Genomic DNA, 15182 nt, shown 5'->3' with positions numbered 1-15182 from the left:
ATTCACTTCCCTGTAATAATTGAATGTGAAAGATAGTCGCTGACAGCCTTAAGCGCTTCTGGAGCACCCCGCAAGCCCTCGGTACCCAAATGTATGCGAGCATCCCCACCTGCAAAGTCGAAATGGTGCAACTCGACCGTACAATACGTACGTAAACTCCCAAACTCCAAATTCTCCAACTGCTCCTTATTCATTTTCAAAAGATATGTTTTACTCAAACCACTGGCCGAAGCTTTAGATTCTGGCGAATTCAAACCATTACAATTTATCCTCCGTGGCGTTCCATCACGCCGGCGCCAGTCCTGCATAACAAAAGTTACAACAGAGAATTCATTTTTGATACTGGGTGGTGGCGCGGTAAGCCAAAGTTCAAGGCCTGGATAGTTCTTCAGTTTTACAACCAGATCATCCGGCCAATCCACATGCCGTCCGCCCATATTATGCGGCTCCGTGGTATCCCTTCTGGTGTAAAGTCTGGCGGAAACATTGTAATACGTCCAACTAATGGGTGGTTCTACCCCGTGAGCTTCATATTCCGGAAACAGTTCTTTTCCCGTCCACCAGAATGACCCTGAAAGAAGATCGGCAATACAGGAGCCGTCGCTCCTTAATGTCGATCCAAAATGGAATCCGGGAATCTTTGTCCGGTCCAGCAGGCTGCCGCCAAGTATCGGGACCTGCTCCATACCCGCCAGCTTCCTGCTGCACGCCCCTTGTTTCTTCTGATAAATCTCGCGCGCTACTGCGGCCTCCTCCCATCGAATACAGAAATCAACGACCCAATAACAGATCGCTAATAACACGCCATATTTAACTCCCCTTCTGCACTGGCGAAAAACTTCCTTGCGAGACATCTTAAGCATTTCAAATCTCCATTTTAAAATGACCAATCACATCACTTGAAACAACTCACCTCATCAACTCCTTAAACACTCCAAAGTAACCGCTTACTCCTTTAACCACATCGAATTCGCTTGCCTTCAACCTCGCCGCATCCTTCATAGACTCAAAACCAGCGAAAGACGTTAAAACCCTGCACACTGCCGTGGCGATTTCTTCAGCGTCAAAAAAATCAACAAGTATCCCGCTGATTCCATCTTCGATAACTTCCTGCACGGGAGCGGTATTTGAACCTACGACAACACAGCCAGATGCCATTGCTTCCAACAGAGACCAAGACAAAACAAACGGATATGTCAAATACACGTGAGCCTTTGAAAGACTCAGAACCGACCTGTATGTTTGATAAGGCAACTTCCCAACAAAGTGAACATTGGAAATATCAACATCCACCTCGGCGACCATCTTGCTTCGCCAGTTCGGGTATCCAATGGGCATCCGCCCATAACTGACATCATCCCCACCCACTACAATGACCTGCGCGCTCGGGCACTTTTCCTGAATATAGGGAATGGATCTCATAAAACTATGAAAGCCTCGGTAAGGTTCCAGGTTTCTGGCGACATAAGTCAAGATAGGCTGACCTGCTCTTATCACGCGCCCACTCGGCAGCGTTACAGATTCGACCTTTTCTGATTCGGCAAATTGAACAATGCCTTCGTGAATGACGCGGATTTTAGACTGATATGTATTAGGAAAAAGACCGCGCTGCCATTGTGTAGGTGCAATCCCGGCATCACACTGTTCAACATTCAGGAGATGCATCGAATTCAAGACTCTAAGCCTTGAAGTCGCGTCCATCGCACAGGGAAATTCAGGATCAAAACCAGAGTCGGCCCCGTGCGCTCGGTAATAGTACTCACAGAAATGAACTAGCGGCACATCGGGGTAAACATCTTTGACGAATAGCGATTCACCCCACCCAGGATGAGCGAGAACTACATCAGGCCAAAAGCCTGCCTGACTGATCCTCTTCAGTATTCGTTGAACTTGTTGCCCGTCCGAAACAGCTTCTTCATATTTATGCAAATAGTCATGAGCGCCATTAGTCATCTTCCTTGATGGTCGATATCGAAATAACTTTATCCCGGCAATACCTGGCGCTGTATCGCGTCCAATTGCAATGACGCCAAGACACCTGCGCAATGCTTCCAACGCCACATGACGAAATTGACCGGGAAAATTCTGATGAATGATAAGAAGATTCATATCTGAGCAATAACCCGCGCTTATACACATCCATGAAATTGAAGTTTTTCAACGTCAACATGTGCATACAAACGCTAACAAATGGTCAGAAATAAAACTGTAGGAGGGTTCCGAGAACCTCCTAGGAGATGGTGCAATCCACACCCACATAAAAAACAGGCACAAAAAAAGCGGCGCTCAATGCGCCGCTTTTTTGCGGGGGGTTACCAGCGGTTGCCGTGTCGGTTGTAGTCGCCACGTCCACTGTGACGGTCGTAGTTGCCACGACCCCGGCGGTCATCCCAGCCACCGCGACGGTGGTCATCCCAACGTCCGCGATCATGACCGTGCCAGCGACGGTTCTCGTAGTAGCGCGGGGCCGGTTGGTAGTAGCGAGGCGCCGAGTAATAGCGTGGAGCCGGTTGGTAATAACGTGGCGCTGGCTGGTAGTAGCGCGGCGCCGAGTAGTACGTGCTGCCGCCGGTGTAATAAGTGCCACCGGTGTAATACGAAGGTGCCTGCGATGTGTAGACCTCTGAGCTGTAGTAGCCATCTCCGTAGGAATAAGGGACGCATCCGCCAAGGGAAAAAAGCATCACGGTAAACAGAAGAATTCGGCGATACATGGCGGCCTCCTGGACCGCGGGTAGCCACACCAGCGACGCTGGCAGGCGTCAGTCTTTCATTCGGCGACTGACGAAATATCTGACAGCGATTTCGGCATCCGGTGCGTTTCTGCAACAACTTGAAACAAGTGATTGATGAAACCTTGTTCATACAGAAACGCCGTCATTCAGCCGCTGATTAGTGGTGCCCACCGTGGTATCCGCCGCCGTGATAACCCCGTCCGTAGCCGCCGCGATAGCCATGGCCGCCGTAGTAATAGCGAGCGCCACCGTAGTAACGCGGACCGTAATATCCACCGTAGTAATAGGGCGAGTAATAGCCGGGATAGTAGTAGGGCGTGGAGTAAACATCGTAACCGCCGGCGTAGTAGTAACAGCCGGACAGCCCTAGACCGAGCACTGCTCCCAGCAGCACCCGACGCAGCAATTTTGAAATACGCATGGCGGCCTCCTGAAAGACCTGTGACAGCAGTCGGCACAGACCGGCTGACATCAGATTTGACTGGCTGACCGGCAGCGAGTGCCCAACCCTCTCGGGCATCGGATCAGCGGCAGCGGACGCTGCATGACGGTGCAACCGCGCACCAACACAAAGCACCCACAGGCGTTTGCCATCCGCCGCAACGTCACGAAAGCCCGTAACAGAGGGCCCGTCCCGACTTGGCACGCCTCTCGCTTTAACAAACCCGTGCAGGAGTCATCACAGGTTCGCGGCACCACAATTTGCAATGGCTGACTAGGGTTCCGGCTCGCATCTGCGAGTGGCTGGTCCGAGAGTTGGCGACCTCCAGTTGAGGTTACACGGCGGGACAAAAGCCCGGGAGACAAGCCACCGTTCGCGGTGCCGCGTTGCCTTCCTGTCCGCCCTCGATCAACTGGAGAAGCCACCATGTCCCGACTACGTTTGCCCGCCCTGCTCGCCGCCGCGTTCGCCGCGTTTATCAGCACTCAATCCCCCGCCGCGCAGAAAGACCACTTCAGTGTCTGCTGGACGATCTACGCCGGCTGGATGCCATGGGAATACGCCGGCAGCCAGGGCATCGTCGACAAATGGGCGAAGAAGTACGGGATCAAGATTGATGTCGTGCAACTCAACGATTACGTCGAGTCGATCAACCAGTACACCGCCGGCCAGTTCGATGGCTGCACCATGACCAACATGGATGCCCTCACCATTCCGGCCGCCGGCGGCGTCGACAGCACCGCGCTGATCGTCAGCGATTTCTCCAACGGCAATGACGGCATCGTCCTCAAGGGCGACGGCAAGAAAGTCGCCGACCTCAAGGGCATGGACGTCAATCTGGTCGAGCTGTCGGTTTCCCACTACCTGCTGGCCCGCGCGCTGGACTCGGTCGACCTGACCGAAAAAGACCTGAAAGTGGTCAACACCTCCGACGCCGACATTTCCGCCGCCTTCAACACCGAGCAGGTCAACGCCGTTACCACCTGGAACCCGATGCTCTCGGACATCAAGGCCAAACCCGGTGTGACCGAAGTCTTCAACTCCAGCCAGATCCCCGGCGAAATCATGGACATGATGGTGGTCAACAGCGCCACCCTCAAAGACAACCCGGCCCTGGGCAAGGCGCTGACCGGCGCGTGGTTCGAAGTGGTCGACTTGATGAACGCCAAAAATGCCGCCGGCAAAGCCGCACTTGAGCACATGGCCAAAGCTTCGGGCACCGACCTGGCCGGATTCCAGGCGCAACTGGACACCACCAAACTGTTCGCCACACCGAAAGAAGCCCTGGCGTTTGCCACCAGCAAGCAACTGCCGGAAACCATGCGCAGGGTCGCCGAGTTCTCGTTCCAGCACGGTTTGCTCGGTGAAGGCGCGAAAGACACCAGCGCGGTCGGCATGGCGTTCGCCAACGGCGTGACCAGCGGCGATACCGGCAACCTCAAGCTGCGTTTCGATCCGACCTACGTGCAGATGGCCGCTGACGCCAAGCTGTAAGCCACGGAGGATTTGGCCATGCGCCTGATCAATCGCCACCCGGATCGCCCGAGTCGCCTGTTGCTGGTGATCCTGCCGTTCGCCCTGGTGCTGTTCGCCTATTTCATGGGCTCGGCCGAGCGCCTGGCGGACAATCCCAACGACAAGCTGCTGCCCAGTGCGGTGCAGATGACCGACGCGGTGAAACGCCTGGCCTTCAACGCCGACAGCCGCACCGGTGAATACCTGCTCTGGCAAGACACCGCGTCGAGCCTGCGACGCCTGGCCATCGGGCTCGGCATCGCGGCACTGGCCGGGTTATGCCTGGGCATGGCCGCCGGCACCCTGCCGCTGTTCGGCGCACCGTTGTCGCCGATGCTGACGGTGCTGTCGATGGTGCCGCCACTGGCCATCCTGCCGATCCTGTTCATCGTCTTCGGCCTCGGCGAGCTGTCGAAAGTGATGCTGATCGTGATCGGAATTACCCCGGCCCTCGCCCGTGATCTGGAACAGCGCGCCCGGGACATCCCCGTCGAACTGCTGATCAAGGCCCAGACCCTCGGCGCCTCGACCTGGACATTGATGCTGCGTGTGGTGCTGCCGCAACTGTTGCCGCGTCTGCTGATCTCGCTGCGGCTGATGCTCGGTTCGGCGTGGCTGTTCCTGATCGCCGCCGAAGCCATCGCCTCCACCGACGGTCTGGGCTACCGGATTTTCCTCGTGCGCCGTTACCTGGCGATGGACGTGATCCTGCCGTACGTGGTCTGGATCACCCTGCTCGCCTGGCTGATGGATTGGGGCCTCAAATACCTGACCCGTCGGGCATTTCCCTGGTATGAGGGGGCCGCCAAATGAGCTTCATCACGGTGAAAAACGTCTGGCAGCAATACGCCGACCAAGTGGTGCTCGAAGGCTTGAACCTCAACGTCAATGAGGGCGAGTTCTGCACGCTGGTGGGTGCTTCGGGCTGCGGCAAGTCGACCTTCCTGCGCCTGCTGCTCGGTCAGGAAACCGCCAGTCGCGGCGAGATTCTGCTCGACGGCCAGCCACTGGCGCGCGAGCCGGATGCCAGCCGTGGCGTGGTGTTCCAGCGCTACTCGGTGTTCCCGCATCTGAGTGTGCTGGACAACGTCGCCCTCGGCCTCGAACTGCCCCGGGCGCCACTGCTCGGTCGTCTGTTCGGCAGCGCCAAACGGGACGCCCGCGAACAAGCCTCGGCGCTGCTGCACAAAGTCGGCCTCGGCCATGCGCTGGACAAGTACCCGGCGCAACTGTCCGGCGGCATGCAACAGCGGCTGGCGATCGCCCAGGCGCTGATCATGAAACCGCGGGTTTTGCTGCTCGACGAACCGTTCGGCGCGCTCGATCCGGGCATTCGCAAGGACATGCACGCGCTGCTGCTGGAGCTGTGGCGCGAAACGCAACTGACCGTGTTCATGGTCACCCACGACCTGTCCGAAGGCTTCAGCCTCGGCACTCGCCTGCTGGTGTTCGACAAGGTCCGCCTCGACCCGCACGCCCCCGGCGCCTATGGCGCCCGCATCACCTACGACATCCCTTTGAACAGCGACCGCCGCGCCCAACGCGCCGCCGTCGACGCCCTGCCCGCCGCGTTGGCCGGCACGCTTCGTATTGCCTGAGAGGACTGCTCCCATGACTGATTCGACCCAACTGTTTCCACCCTTCGCCGAAGAAACCCTGCCCGGCGGCGGCCACCGCTCCTTCGTCTTGAAGCGCGGGCAACTGCTGCGTCTGACCGACCTGCGCGGTGGGGCCAACGTCAGCCTGACCTTGCTCAACGCCAACGAAAAAACCGAACGCCTGAACCTGCCCGACAGCCTCAAATGCCAACACACCGCCAAGCTCACCACCGGCCATTGCCTGTACTCGGACATGGGCCGCGTGCTGGCCGCAATCACCGCCGACACCTGCGGCTGGAGCGACAGCCTCGGCGGTGTGCTGTGCGCTGAAGAGGTCGCGGAAAAATACGGCCAGGGCCGCTATCAGGAACTGCGCAACGGCTTCTTTCGCAACGGCACCGACAACCTGCTGGTGGAACTGGGCAAGTGGGGCCTGGGCCTGTCCGACCTGCTGATGACCCTCAACCTGTTCAGCCGGGTCAACGTCGATGAAGCCGGGCGCTTCCATTTCGTCGAAGGCCATTCGAAGGCCGGCGATTACATCGAGCTGTATGCACCGATGGACACCCTCGTCGTCCTCACTGCCCTGCAACACCCGATGGACCCGTCGCCCGACTACGCGCCAAAACCACTGAAGCTGAGCTGGATGAACGCCGACGCCAGCGTCGCCGAGCACTGCCGTACCTCGCGCCCGGAGAACGAGCGCGGCTTTATCAACACCGACCGTTTGTTCGCCTGAGGATCATCGCCATGTCAGTTGCAATCGCCACTTCGCAAAAACAACCCGACGCTGCGGTGTACCGCGCCACCATTCCCGCCGGCGAACCCTGGCTGATGGAGGTCAAGGCCGGCCAGACCCTGCGCATCCTCGACCTTGAGGGCAACCAGGCGGTCGATACGCTGTTCTACAGCCTCGCCAATCCCCGCGAGCGCTACGACGTGCAACGCACTTTGCGCCGGCAGAACAGCGTGTACCTGAGTACCGGCAGCGTTTTGTATTCCAACCTTGGCAAACCGATGCTGACCATCATCGCCGACACCTGCGGCCGCCACGACACCCTCGGCGGCGCCTGCGCGCAAGAGAGCAACACCGTGCGCTACGCCCTGGAAAAACGCTACATGCACAGCTGCCGCGACAACTACCTGCGTGCCTGCGTCCACGACGGACGCCTGAGCAAAGGTGACATCGGGCCGAACATCAATTTCTTCATGAACGTGCCCGTGACCGCCGACGGCGGCCTGACCTTCGAGGACGGCATTTCCGCCCCCGGCAAATACGTCGACCTGCGCGCCGAGATGGACGTGATCGTGCTGATCTCCAACTGCCCGCAACTGAACAACCCGTGCAACGCCTATAACCCGACGCCTGCGGAGCTACTGGTATGGAACTGACATTCGTCCGTCTGCGCCGTTGGCTTTTCGCCCTGTGCCAGGCGCGCTCGGGCCAGTGCCTGAAAAAGTGAAGTGATTTCGCCGTCGGGGACGACCCTGGCGCCTGAACAAAAACGGCGGGACGGCCCGCCTCCCAGTCGAGCCCGCACCCTGCGCGGACTCCGGGGGTTTTGCCATGTTCGAAAAAGTCCTGATTGCCAACCGTGGCGCGATTGCCTGCCGCATTCTGCGCACCTTGCGTGAACTGCACGTCGAAGGCGTCGCGGTGTACTCCGAAGCCGATGCCGCCAGCCTGCACATCCTGCAAGCGGACGAAGCCCACAGCCTCGGTGAAGGCGCAGCGGCCGGCACTTATCTGGCCGTCGAAAAGATCCTCGCCATCGCCAAAGCCACTGGCGCCACAGCGATCCATCCCGGCTACGGCTTCCTTTCGGAAAACGCCGCATTCGCCGAAGCCTGCGCAAACCATGGCATTGCCTTCATCGGCCCGACTCCGCAACAGCTGCGGGTGTTTGGCCTCAAGCACACCGCCCGCGCGCTGGCCAAACAGCACGGCGTGCCGATGCTCGAAGGCACCGAACTGCTCGACAGCCTCGACGCCGCGCTGATTGCCGGCGCAGAGGTCGGTTATCCGGTGATGCTCAAAAGCACCGCTGGCGGTGGTGGCATCGGCATGCGCGTGTGCCGCAACGCCAGCGAACTGAGCGAGTCGTTCGAGGCGGTGAAGCGCCTCGGCCAGAACAACTTCAGCGATGCCGGAGTGTTCATCGAGAAGTACATCCAGCGTGCACGGCATCTGGAAGTCCAGGTGTTCGGCGATGGCCATGGCGAAGTGATCGCCCTTGGCGTGCGCGACTGCTCGGTGCAGCGACGCAACCAGAAAGTCCTCGAGGAAACCCCGGCGCCGAACCTGCCCGACAGCATGGCGGATGAGCTGTGCGCGGCGGCGATCAAACTGGCCAAAGCGGTGAATTACCGCAGCGCCGGCACCGTCGAATTCGTTTTCGACAGCGATGCGCAGCGCTTCTATTTTCTGGAAGTGAACACCCGGTTGCAGGTCGAACACGGCGTCACCGAACAGGTGTGGGGCGTTGATCTGGTGCGCTGGATGGTCGAGTTGGCGGCCGGTGACTTGCCGCCGCTGGCCGAGTTATTTGAAGGCCTGAAACCGCAAGGCCACGCGATTCAGGCACGGCTGTATGCGGAGGATCCGGGGCGAGATTTCCAGCCGAGTCCGGGGCTGTTGACCGCTGTGGAGTTTCCTGCGGCCAACGGCATTCAACTGCGCATCGACACCTGGGTCGAGGCCGGTTGCGAGATCCCGCCCTACTTCGATCCGATGATCGCCAAAGTCATCAGCTGGGCGCCGACCCGCGAACAGGCCCGCGCCGATCTGCATCAGGCCCTCGGCGACAGCCTGCTGTACGGCGTGGAAACCAACCGCGACTACTTGCGGCAGATTCTGCTCGATACGCCGTTTGCCAGCGGTCAGCCCTGGACCCGTTGCCTGGAAGGTCTGGTGTACCAGGCCAACACCTTTGAAGTGCTGAGCGCCGGCACCCAGACCAGCGTCCAGGACTACCCCGGTCGCCTCGGTTACTGGGCGGTCGGCGTGCCACCCTCGGGGCCGATGGACAGCCGCGCGTTGCGTCTGGGCAATCGCTTGCTGGGCAATGACGAAGGCGCGGCGGCACTGGAAATCACCATGAACGGGCCGCTGCTGCGCTTCAATTGCGACGCGGTGGTGGCGGTGACGGGGGCGCCGCTGACGCTGGCCCTCGACGGCGAAGCGGTGCCGATGAACACCGTGCTGTTGATCGAAGCAGGCAGCCAGTTACATCTCGGCAGTTTGCTCGACGCTGGCGCCCGCAGCTACCTGTGCCTGCGCGGCGGCCTGCAGGTGCCGGATTATCTGGGGAGCAAAAGCACCTTCACCCTCGGTCAGTTCGGCGGTCATGGCGGGCGCGCTCTGCGCGCCGGGGACGTGTTGCACCTGGCCCCACTGAGCGACCGCAGCGTCGGGCAGACCCTGGCCCCGCATCACGTCAGCGAATTGCCCGCCGTGCGCCGGATCCGGGTGATCTACGGCCCCCACGGCGCGCCGGAATATTTCACCGAACACTACATCGACACGTTCTTCGCCACGCAATGGGAAGTGCATTTCAACTCCAGCCGCACCGGCGTGCGCCTGATCGGGCCGAAACCAGAGTGGGTGCGCGCCGACGGCGGCGAGGCCGGGCTGCATCCGTCGAACATCCACGACAATCCCTACGCCATCGGCGCCGTGGACTTCACCGGCGACATGCCGGTAATCCTCGGTCCGGACGGCCCGAGCCTTGGCGGTTTCGTGTGCCCGGTGACGGTGATCGAGGCCGATCTCTGGCAACTGGGTCAACTCAAGGCCGGGGACAAAGTGCAGTTCGTGCCCGTCGATCTCAAGACCGCACGCGATCTCGCCCTCAAATGGGAGACCTGTGGGAGCTGGCTTGCCAGCGATGGGGCCCGAGCAGACACCGCGTCAACTTCATCGCTGGCAAGCCAGCTCCCACAGGGCTTGGTTTCGCCTGTGGTTCTGGAGTTGGGTCAGGACGACAAGCGGCTGGTGGGGCGTGTATCCGGCGATACCCATCTGCTGCTGGAAATCGGCGCGCCGGAACTGGATCTGGTTCTGCGCTTTCGCGCCCATGCCCTGATGCAGGCGCTGGAAGGCAAAAACCTGCACGGCGTGATCGACCTGACACCGGGCATTCGTTCGCTGCAGATCCACTACCAGCCCGAACAATTGCCGCTGGCCGATCTGCTCGGCATCGTCGCCGGTGAATGGGATGCGGTGTGCGCCGCCCAGGACTTGCAAGTACCGTCGCGCATCGTCCATCTGCCGCTGTCCTGGGACGATCCGGCCTGCCAGTTGGCGATTGAGAAATACATGACCACCGTGCGCAAGGACGCGCCGTGGTGCCCGAGCAACCTGGAGTTCATTCGCCGCATCAACGACCTGCCCAACCTCGACGAGGTGCAACGCACGGTGTTCGACGCGAGCTATCTGGTGATGGGCCTCGGCGACGTCTACCTCGGTGCGCCGGTCGCCACGCCGCTCGACCCGCGCCATCGGCTGGTGACCACCAAGTACAACCCGGCACGCACCTGGACCGCCGAGAACTCGGTGGGCATCGGCGGCGCCTACATGTGCGTCTACGGCATGGAAGGCCCCGGCGGTTACCAGTTCGTCGGGCGCACCTTGCAGATGTGGAACCGCTATCGCGAAGTCGCCGCGTTCGACGGCAAACCGTGGCTGCTGCGCTTCTTCGACCAGATCCGCTTCTACCCGGTCAGCGCCGAAGAACTGCTGCGCATCCGCCGCGACTTTCCCCTCGGGCGCTTCGATCTCGACATCGAACATAGCCAGCTCAACCTCGCCGACTACCAGGCCTTTCTGCAACGCGAAGCCGAGAGCATCGACGCTTTCCGGATGCAGCAACAGGGCGCCTTCCAGGCGGAGCGCGAACGTTGGATCGCCAGTGGCCAGGCGCACTTCGACAGCGAAGAAGCCGTGCCGGACAGCAGCGAAGACACACCGCTGACCAGCGGCCAGCAAAGTATCGACAGCCACATTGCTGGCAACCTCTGGCAGGTGCAGGTCGAGGTCGGCAGCCGCGTGGCGGCCGGTGATGTGCTGGTGATTCTGGAGTCGATGAAGATGGAAATCCCCGTGCTCGCGCCCATGGCCGGGGTGGTGCAGGACATTCGCGTGCAGCCGGGATCGGCGGTGCGTGCCGGACAACGGGTCGTGGTGCTGGAACTCGACTGAAACCATTTGCCAAAGGATCAACCCATGAATCTGCAACTCGATGCCCTGCGCCAGGCCTACCGCAATGGCGACACCACACCGCGGCAACTGCTGCTGGCGCTGCGGGACAAAGCGGCGGCGCTGAACCCGGACTACCACCTGTTCATCCACTTGCTCAGCGTCGAAGAACTGGAACCGTATCTGGCCGCCCTCGACGGTCGCGACCTCGACAGCCTGCCGTTGTATGGCGTGCCGTTCGCGATCAAGGACAACATCGACCTCGCCGGCATTCCCACCACCGCCGCGTGCCCGGCGTTCGCCTATGTGCCGGAGCGTTCGGCGACCATCGTCGAGCAACTGCTGGCGCTGGGGGCGATCCCGCTGGGCAAGACCAACCTAGACCAGTTCGCCACCGGCCTCAACGGCAGCCGTTCGCCCTATGGCGCTTGCCCGAACAGCGTGTTGCCGGAGTATCCGTCGGGCGGCTCCAGCGCCGGTTCGTCACTGGCCGTGGCGCTCGGTGTAGCCAGTTTCGCGTTGGGCACCGACACCGCCGGCTCCGGCCGGGTGCCGGCGGCGTTGAACAATCTGGTTGGACTGAAGGCCAGCAAAGGCCTGATCTCCACCGCCGGCGTGCTGCCGGCCTGTCGCACGCTGGACTGCGTCACCACGTTCACCGCAACGGCGCGGGAAGCCAGTCAGCTACTGGCGCTGACCGCGCGCCTCGATCCACGGGACGAATACAGCCGCAGCAATCCGTCATGGAACGACGGCTCCGCGTTCGGTGTGCCTCGGCCGTTTCGCTTCGGTGTACCGCGTGCGCAAGACCTGGAATTTTTCGGCTGTGAGGAAGGCCCGCAGCTGTTCGGCGACGCCATCGACCGTCTGAAAGCTCTGGGCGGTGAAGCGGTCGAGCTGGACTTGTCGCCGTTCCTCGAAGCGGCGCGGTTGCTCTATGAAGGGCCGTGGGTGGCCGAGCGCTACAGCGTGGCCGGCGAGTTGATGGAAGAAAATCCCGAAGCAGTGCTGCCGGTGATCCGCGCGGTGCTGGCCAAAGCACCGGCCGTCAGCGGCGTGCAGACGTTCCGTGCGCAATACCGCCTGCAAGCGCTGAAAGCCGTTTGCGATAAAGCGCTGGAAGGACTCGACTGCGTGCTCACGCCCACTATCGGTCGTCCGGTGACGCTGGCGGAACTCGACGCCGAACCGGTGCTGCGCAATTCCGAACTGGGCTACTACACCAACTTCATGAACCTGCTCGATTACGCCGCCGTCGCCGTGCCCAGCGGTTTCATGGCCAACGGGCTGCCGTGGGGTGTGACGCTGTTTGGCCGGGCGTTCACCGATCAGTACTTGCTGGGTGTCGCCGATGCCCTGCAGCGCCAGCAGAATCCCGGGCTGCCGACGCCAACCAACCCGGCGCGCCATGACCGTGCACGATTGGTGGTCTGCGGTGCGCACCTGGACGGGCTGGCCCTGAACTGGCAACTGCGCCAGCGCGACGCACGCCTGATCGAGGCCACCTACAGCTCGAAGGACTACAAACTCTATGCCCTGGCCGGTGGCCCGCCGTTGCGCCCCGGCATGCTGCGCGTGGCCGACGGTGGCGTGGCCATCGAGGTGGAAGTCTGGGAATTGCCGAGCCGTGAGCTGGGCTCGTTCCTGACCGGCATCCCGGCGCCGCTGGGCCTGGGCAAGGTGCAACTGGCGGATGGCCGCTGGGAGAGCGGTTTCATCTGCGAACCCTACGGCCTGGAAGGTGCAATCGATATCAGCCACTTGGGTGGGTGGCGCGCGTATCTGCAAACCGGAAACTGATTCGAAAACCGGCCTCCTTTCGTTCCGGGAGGGGGCTGGATGAGCGAGCCATTCTCCAGACACCCCTGCCCGGCTGATCCCCCCGCATTTCAGGCACAAATCCCGCAGTCTTTTCCCCGCCGTGCCACTAGAATGCTGCCCATCGGGTCACTGTCAACGGAATTGCCAATGCCGCTCAGATCTGCGTTTCACTCCCAACGTTCGCTGGTACTGACCCTGATCGCCCTGCTCGGCGCAGGTTTCCTCGCCACCTCGCTGCTCAGCTACTACGCCTCACGGGCGTCGATCCGCGACAACATCGTCAACACCGAACTGCCGCTGACATCCGACACGGTGTACTCGGAAATCCAGAAAGACCTCGTCAGACCGATCCTGATTTCCTCGATGATGTCCCGCGACACCTTCATGCGCGACTGGGTGGTGAACGGCGAGAAGGACAGCGACCAGATGACCCGCTACCTCGACGAGGTCATGACCCACTACGGCGCCTACACCGCGTTCTTCGTGTCCAACAGCACCCACACTTACTACCACGCCAAGGGCGTGCTCAAGCAGGTGAAAATCGACGAGCCGCGCGACGCCTGGTACTTCCGCGTGCGCGACATGAAGGATCCGTACGAGATCAACGTCGACCCGGACCTGGCCAACAAAGACAACATGACCTTCTTCATCAACTACAAGGTCTACGACTACAACGATCGCTTCATAGGCGCCGCTGGCGTGGGGCTGACGGTGGATGCGGTGATCAAGCTGATCGACAAGTACCAGCAGCGCTATCAACGCAGTGTGTACTTCGTCGACACCTTCGGCCGACTGGTGCTGACCGGCGCCGAGGGCGGGCCGGAAGGGGCGCGGGTCGGGAAAAGCCTGACCGACCTCGACAGCATGAAAAGCCTGGTCAGCCAATTGCCCAAACCCCACAGCGGCAGCTATGAATATTCCACCCATGGCCAGGGGCATTTCCTCAACGTGCGGTTTATTCCAGAGTTGAACTGGTACCTGTTTGTCGACAAACGCGAAGACGGCGCGCTGAGCGAAATCCGCCAGTCGCTGTACCTCAACCTGCTGATCTGCCTGCTGGTGACGTTGATCGTGCTGGCCCTGGTCAACCGCTTGATCCGCCGCTATCAGGAAAAAATCCACGCCCAGGCCACCCTCGACAGCCTCACCGAACTGCCCAACCGCCGCGGCTTCGACCTGCTCGCCGTGCAAGCGCTGCACGAAGCGCACCGTGAGCCGAAACCGCTGACCGCGCTGCTGCTGGATCTGGACCACTTCAAGGTTTTGAACGACACCTACGGGCACATGGCCGGCGATCAGGTGCTGATCGGGTTCGCCCGGGATCTGCAAAGCTGCCTGCGGCATTCCGACATCGTCTGCCGTTGGGGTGGTGAGGAATTTATCGTTCTGTTGAAAGACACCGACGGCGAGACCGGTCAGAAGATTGCCGAGAAGATCCGCCAGCACGTCGAAAAGCATGAATATGCCTACAACGGTCACACCCTGAATCTGACCGTCAGCATCGGCGCCACCACCCTGCAACCGGATGACACCTTGCACAGCCTGCTGTCCCGGGCCGATCATGCGATGTACCGGGCCAAACAGACCGGCCGTAACCGCACCTGCGTGGAAATGCCTCACTCGACCTATGCCTGACGCCAAGAACACACCTGACCTCTGCCCGGCCTGCGGCGCCCGCAACGACTGCACCCTGGCCGACCCGCGCACCGCCGACCGCGCCTGCTGGTGCTACGGCGTTTCCATCGATCCGGCAGTGCTCGAAGCCCTGCCGGCGGAACTGCGCGACAAGTCCTGCCTGTGCCCGCGCTGCGCCCAGGTCGAGGCGCAACTGCAAGCGGCCAAGCCGTCGATCCCGTAAGATGCGCGCCCCGCTT

At 60.9% G+C, this 15182-nt stretch carries 13 protein-coding genes and 1 riboswitch; of the genes, 9 read left to right on the top strand and 4 right to left on the bottom strand.

The features are described 5' to 3' along the window. Positions 1-2: 2 nt before the first annotated feature. From ACM6JM_RS18630 to ACM6JM_RS18615, 4 genes are all read right to left on the bottom strand, one after another. A complete protein-coding gene (locus tag ACM6JM_RS18630; protein WP_414882319.1) occupies positions 3-863 on the bottom strand; it encodes a hypothetical protein in 861 nt (286 codons plus the stop codon). 46 nt (positions 864-909) lie between these two features. Further along, the gene (locus tag ACM6JM_RS18625; RefSeq protein ID WP_103386820.1) at positions 910-2109 is read right to left on the bottom strand and encodes a glycosyltransferase family 4 protein; all 1200 of its coding nucleotides are present in this window, start codon (positions 2107-2109) and stop codon (positions 910-912) included. A gap of 203 nt (positions 2110-2312) precedes the next feature. Continuing rightward, complete coding sequence (locus ACM6JM_RS18620) at positions 2313-2714, bottom strand: hypothetical protein (RefSeq protein ID WP_134334246.1); 402 nt, start codon at positions 2712-2714, stop codon at positions 2313-2315. Positions 2715-2892: 178 nt separating this feature from the next. After that, positions 2893-3156: a hypothetical protein gene (locus ACM6JM_RS18615; protein ID WP_064383076.1), complete on the bottom strand. Its 264-nt coding sequence runs from the start codon at positions 3154-3156 to the stop codon at positions 2893-2895. Positions 3157-3439: 283 nt separating this feature from the next. Continuing rightward, positions 3440-3540, top strand: a riboswitch (guanidine-I (ykkC/yxkD leader). 63 nt (positions 3541-3603) lie between these two features. On the opposite strand from ACM6JM_RS18615, the gene ACM6JM_RS18610 reads away from it, so the two are divergent. The 9 genes from ACM6JM_RS18610 to ACM6JM_RS18570 all read left to right on the top strand — a co-directional run bounded on the left by ACM6JM_RS18610 (position 3604) and on the right by ACM6JM_RS18570 (position 15166). Further along, positions 3604-4671, top strand: a complete 1068-nt coding sequence (locus ACM6JM_RS18610) for a putative urea ABC transporter substrate-binding protein (RefSeq protein ID WP_134334245.1) — start codon at positions 3604-3606, stop codon at positions 4669-4671. 18 nt (positions 4672-4689) lie between these two features. Beyond that, the gene (locus ACM6JM_RS18605) at positions 4690-5505 is read left to right on the top strand and encodes an ABC transporter permease (protein ID WP_085611623.1); all 816 of its coding nucleotides are present in this window, start codon (positions 4690-4692) and stop codon (positions 5503-5505) included. Next, complete coding sequence (locus ACM6JM_RS18600; RefSeq protein ID WP_039772712.1) at positions 5502-6290, top strand: ABC transporter ATP-binding protein; 789 nt, start codon at positions 5502-5504, stop codon at positions 6288-6290. The genes ACM6JM_RS18605 and ACM6JM_RS18600 overlap by 4 nt, the downstream gene beginning before the upstream one ends. A gap of 13 nt (positions 6291-6303) precedes the next feature. Continuing rightward, on the top strand, positions 6304-7029 hold the full coding sequence (locus ACM6JM_RS18595; protein WP_074691078.1) for an urea amidolyase associated protein UAAP1: 726 nt from the start codon (positions 6304-6306) through the stop codon (positions 7027-7029). A gap of 11 nt (positions 7030-7040) precedes the next feature. Then, positions 7041-7682, top strand: coding sequence for an urea amidolyase associated protein UAAP2 (locus tag ACM6JM_RS18590; RefSeq protein WP_201819592.1), 642 nt, complete (start codon positions 7041-7043; stop codon positions 7680-7682). A gap of 175 nt (positions 7683-7857) precedes the next feature. Further along, positions 7858-11490 carry an urea carboxylase gene (uca, locus tag ACM6JM_RS18585; RefSeq protein WP_414882318.1) on the top strand — a complete coding sequence of 1211 codons (3633 nt, stop codon included), beginning with the start codon at positions 7858-7860 and terminating at the stop codon, positions 11488-11490. A gap of 24 nt (positions 11491-11514) precedes the next feature. After that, positions 11515-13287, top strand: a complete 1773-nt coding sequence (gene atzF / locus ACM6JM_RS18580; RefSeq protein ID WP_414882317.1) for an allophanate hydrolase — start codon at positions 11515-11517, stop codon at positions 13285-13287. A 168-nt stretch (positions 13288-13455) separates the two neighbouring features. After that, complete coding sequence (locus tag ACM6JM_RS18575) at positions 13456-14943, top strand: diguanylate cyclase domain-containing protein (protein WP_414882316.1); 1488 nt, start codon at positions 13456-13458, stop codon at positions 14941-14943. Beyond that, a complete protein-coding gene (locus ACM6JM_RS18570) occupies positions 14936-15166 on the top strand; it encodes a cysteine-rich CWC family protein (protein WP_085648617.1) in 231 nt (76 codons plus the stop codon). The genes ACM6JM_RS18575 and ACM6JM_RS18570 overlap by 8 nt, the downstream gene beginning before the upstream one ends. Positions 15167-15182: the final 16 nt, after the last annotated feature.

Source organism: Pseudomonas sp. IT-P2, assembly GCF_949767575.1.
Classification (GTDB): Bacteria; Pseudomonadota; Gammaproteobacteria; order Pseudomonadales; family Pseudomonadaceae; genus Aquipseudomonas; species Aquipseudomonas pharyngis.
This window is presented reverse-complemented; position numbering and strand designations above follow the sequence as displayed.

Bases quoted from the DNA above. Each gene is read 5' to 3' on its own strand.
- uca (WP_414882318.1), top strand. From the start codon at position 7,858: ATGTTCGAAAAAGTCCTGATTGCCAACCGTGGCGCGATTGCCTGCCGC.
- ACM6JM_RS18600 (WP_039772712.1), top strand. From the start codon at position 5,502: ATGAGCTTCATCACGGTGAAAAACGTCTGGCAGCAATACGCCGACCAA.
- ACM6JM_RS18610 (WP_134334245.1), top strand. From the start codon at position 3,604: ATGTCCCGACTACGTTTGCCCGCCCTGCTCGCCGCCGCGTTCGCCGCG.
- ACM6JM_RS18620 (WP_134334246.1), bottom strand. From the start codon at position 2,714: ATGTATCGCCGAATTCTTCTGTTTACCGTGATGCTTTTTTCCCTTGGC.
- ACM6JM_RS18590 (WP_201819592.1), top strand. From the start codon at position 7,041: ATGTCAGTTGCAATCGCCACTTCGCAAAAACAACCCGACGCTGCGGTG.
- ACM6JM_RS18595 (WP_074691078.1), top strand. From the start codon at position 6,304: ATGACTGATTCGACCCAACTGTTTCCACCCTTCGCCGAAGAAACCCTG.
- ACM6JM_RS18630 (WP_414882319.1), bottom strand. From the start codon at position 863: ATGCTTAAGATGTCTCGCAAGGAAGTTTTTCGCCAGTGCAGAAGGGGA.
- atzF (WP_414882317.1), top strand. From the start codon at position 11,515: ATGAATCTGCAACTCGATGCCCTGCGCCAGGCCTACCGCAATGGCGAC.
- ACM6JM_RS18625 (WP_103386820.1), bottom strand. From the start codon at position 2,109: ATGAATCTTCTTATCATTCATCAGAATTTTCCCGGTCAATTTCGTCAT.
- ACM6JM_RS18570 (WP_085648617.1), top strand. From the start codon at position 14,936: ATGCCTGACGCCAAGAACACACCTGACCTCTGCCCGGCCTGCGGCGCC.
- ACM6JM_RS18615 (WP_064383076.1), bottom strand. From the start codon at position 3,156: ATGCGTATTTCAAAATTGCTGCGTCGGGTGCTGCTGGGAGCAGTGCTC.
- ACM6JM_RS18605 (WP_085611623.1), top strand. From the start codon at position 4,690: ATGCGCCTGATCAATCGCCACCCGGATCGCCCGAGTCGCCTGTTGCTG.
- ACM6JM_RS18575 (WP_414882316.1), top strand. From the start codon at position 13,456: ATGCCGCTCAGATCTGCGTTTCACTCCCAACGTTCGCTGGTACTGACC.